Here is a 3,120-nt window from a genome sequence, read left to right as displayed (position 1 = left end):
TTGATTTCTGAACTTTTTCAGAATCGTTCTTTAAAAATTTGGGTATGTGATAGAAAGATAGACTGGACAGCACTTTCACTGGTGTGTGTTCAGGCTAAGGTAAAATTTGTGAATCATTACAAATTTTCGGCGAATGTTGTCTTCACAGTATAACCAGATTGCTTGGGGTTATATGGTCAAGTGAAGAAGCGCATACGGTGGATGCCTTGGCAGTCAGAGGCGATGAAAGACGTGGTAGCCTGCGATAAGCTTCGGGGAGTCGGCAAACAGACTTTGATCCGGAGATCTCTGAATGGGGGAACCCACTCAGCATAAGCTGAGTATCTTGTACTGAATACATAGGTGCAAGAGGCGAACCAGGGGAACTGAAACATCTAAGTACCCTGAGGAAAAGAAATCAACCGAGATTCCCTTAGTAGTGGCGAGCGAACGGGGACTAGCCCTTAAGTGGCTTTGAGATTAGCGGAACGCTCTGGAAAGTGCGGCCATAGTGGGTGATAGCCCTGTACGCGAAAATCTCTTAGTCATGAAATCGAGTAGGACGGAGCACGAGAAACTTTGTCTGAATATGGGGGGACCATCCTCCAAGGCTAAATACTACTGACTGACCGATAGTGAACCAGTACCGTGAGGGAAAGGCGAAAAGAACCCCGGAGAGGGGAGTGAAATAGAACCTGAAACCGTATGCGTACAAGCAGTGGGAGCCTACTTGTTAGGTGACTGCGTACCTTTTGTATAATGGGTCAGCGACTTATATTCAGTGGCGAGCTTAACCGAATAGGGGAGGCGTAGCGAAAGCGAGTCTTAATAGGGCGTTTAGTCGCTGGGTATAGACCCGAAACCGGGCGATCTATCCATGGGCAGGTTGAAGGTTAGGTAACACTGACTGGAGGACCGAACCGACTACCGTTGAAAAGTTAGCGGATGACCTGTGGATCGGAGTGAAAGGCTAATCAAGCTCGGAGATAGCTGGTTCTCCTCGAAAGCTATTTAGGTAGCGCCTCATGTATCACTGTAGGGGGTAGAGCACTGTTTCGGCTAGGGGGTCATCCCGACTTACCAAACCGATGCAAACTCCGAATACCTACAAGTGCCGAGCATGGGAGACACACGGCGGGTGCTAACGTCCGTCGTGAAAAGGGAAACAACCCAGACCGTCAGCTAAGGTCCCAAAGTTATGGTTAAGTGGGAAACGATGTGGGAAGGCTTAGACAGCTAGGAGGTTGGCTTAGAAGCAGCCACCCTTTAAAGAAAGCGTAATAGCTCACTAGTCGAGTCGGCCTGCGCGGAAGATGTAACGGGGCTCAAACCATACACCGAAGCTACGGGTATCACTTAGGTGATGCGGTAGAGGAGCGTTCTGTAAGCCTGTGAAGGTGAGTTGAGAAGCTTGCTGGAGGTATCAGAAGTGCGAATGCTGACATGAGTAACGACAATGGGAGTGAAAAACTCCCACGCCGAAAGACCAAGGTTTCCTGCGCAACGTTAATCGACGCAGGGTTAGTCGGTCCCTAAGGCGAGGCTGAAAAGCGTAGTCGATGGAAAACAGGTTAATATTCCTGTACTTCTGGTTATTGCGATGGAGGGACGGAGAAGGCTAGGCCAGCTTGGCGTTGGTTGTCCAAGTTTAAGGTGGTAGGCTGAGATCTTAGGTAAATCCGGGATCTTAAGGCCGAGAGCTGATGACGAGTTGCCTTTAGGCGACGAAGTGGTTGATGCCATGCTTCCAAGAAAAGCTTCTAAGCTTCAGATAACCAGGAACCGTACCCCAAACCGACACAGGTGGTTGGGTAGAGAATACCAAGGCGCTTGAGAGAACTCGGGTGAAGGAACTAGGCAAAATGGCACCGTAACTTCGGGAGAAGGTGCGCCGGTGAGGGTGAAGGACTTGCTCCGTAAGCCCATGCCGGTCGAAGATACCAGGCCGCTGCGACTGTTTATTAAAAACACAGCACTCTGCAAACACGAAAGTGGACGTATAGGGTGTGACGCCTGCCCGGTGCCGGAAGGTTAATTGATGGGGTTAGCTAACGCGAAGCTCTTGATCGAAGCCCCGGTAAACGGCGGCCGTAACTATAACGGTCCTAAGGTAGCGAAATTCCTTGTCGGGTAAGTTCCGACCTGCACGAATGGCGTAACGATGGCGGCGCTGTCTCCACCCGAGACTCAGTGAAATTGAAATCGCTGTGAAGATGCAGTGTATCCGCGGCTAGACGGAAAGACCCCGTGAACCTTTACTATAGCTTTGCACTGGACTTTGAATTTGCTTGTGTAGGATAGGTGGGAGGCTTTGAAGCGTGGACGCCAGTTCGCGTGGAGCCATCCTTGAAATACCACCCTGGCAACTTTGAGGTTCTAACTCAGGTCCGTTATCCGGATCGAGGACAGTGTATGGTGGGTAGTTTGACTGGGGCGGTCTCCTCCTAAAGAGTAACGGAGGAGTACGAAGGTGCGCTCAGACCGGTCGGAAATCGGTCGTAGAGTATAAAGGCAAAAGCGCGCTTGACTGCGAGACAGACACGTCGAGCAGGTACGAAAGTAGGTCTTAGTGATCCGGTGGTTCTGTATGGAAGGGCCATCGCTCAACGGATAAAAGGTACTCCGGGGATAACAGGCTGATACCGCCCAAGAGTTCATATCGACGGCGGTGTTTGGCACCTCGATGTCGGCTCATCACATCCTGGGGCTGAAGCCGGTCCCAAGGGTATGGCTGTTCGCCATTTAAAGTGGTACGCGAGCTGGGTTTAGAACGTCGTGAGACAGTTCGGTCCCTATCTGCCGTGGACGTTTGAGATTTGAGAGGGGCTGCTCCTAGTACGAGAGGACCGGAGTGGACGAACCTCTGGTGTTCCGGTTGTCACGCCAGTGGCATTGCCGGGTAGCTATGTTCGGAAGAGATAACCGCTGAAAGCATCTAAGCGGGAAACTTGCCTCAAGATGAGATCTCACTGGAGCCTTGAGCTCCCTGAAGGGCCGTCGAAGACTACGACGTTGATAGGTTGGGTGTGTAAGCGCTGTGAGGCGTTGAGCTAACCAATACTAATTGCCCGTGAGGCTTGACCATATAACACCCAAGCAATTTGCGTCGAATGAGCAGATTGCGGTGTTGTGAAGACTGCA

The 3,120-nt window shown here is 51.1% G+C and carries 1 rRNA gene; it reads left to right on the top strand.

The features are described 5' to 3' along the window. Nucleotides 1-174: 174 nt before the first annotated feature. Nucleotides 175-3,064: ribosomal RNA gene (locus ABIE20_RS27585) — 23S ribosomal RNA — on the top strand. Nucleotides 3,065-3,120 lie beyond the last annotated feature (56 nt).

The organism is Pseudomonas sp. 2835, from assembly GCF_050435905.1.
In the GTDB taxonomy this organism is placed as follows: domain Bacteria; phylum Pseudomonadota; class Gammaproteobacteria; order Pseudomonadales; family Pseudomonadaceae; genus Aquipseudomonas.
The sequence above is the reverse complement of the archived record's forward strand: the minus strand, read 5'-3'. Positions and strand labels throughout refer to the sequence as shown.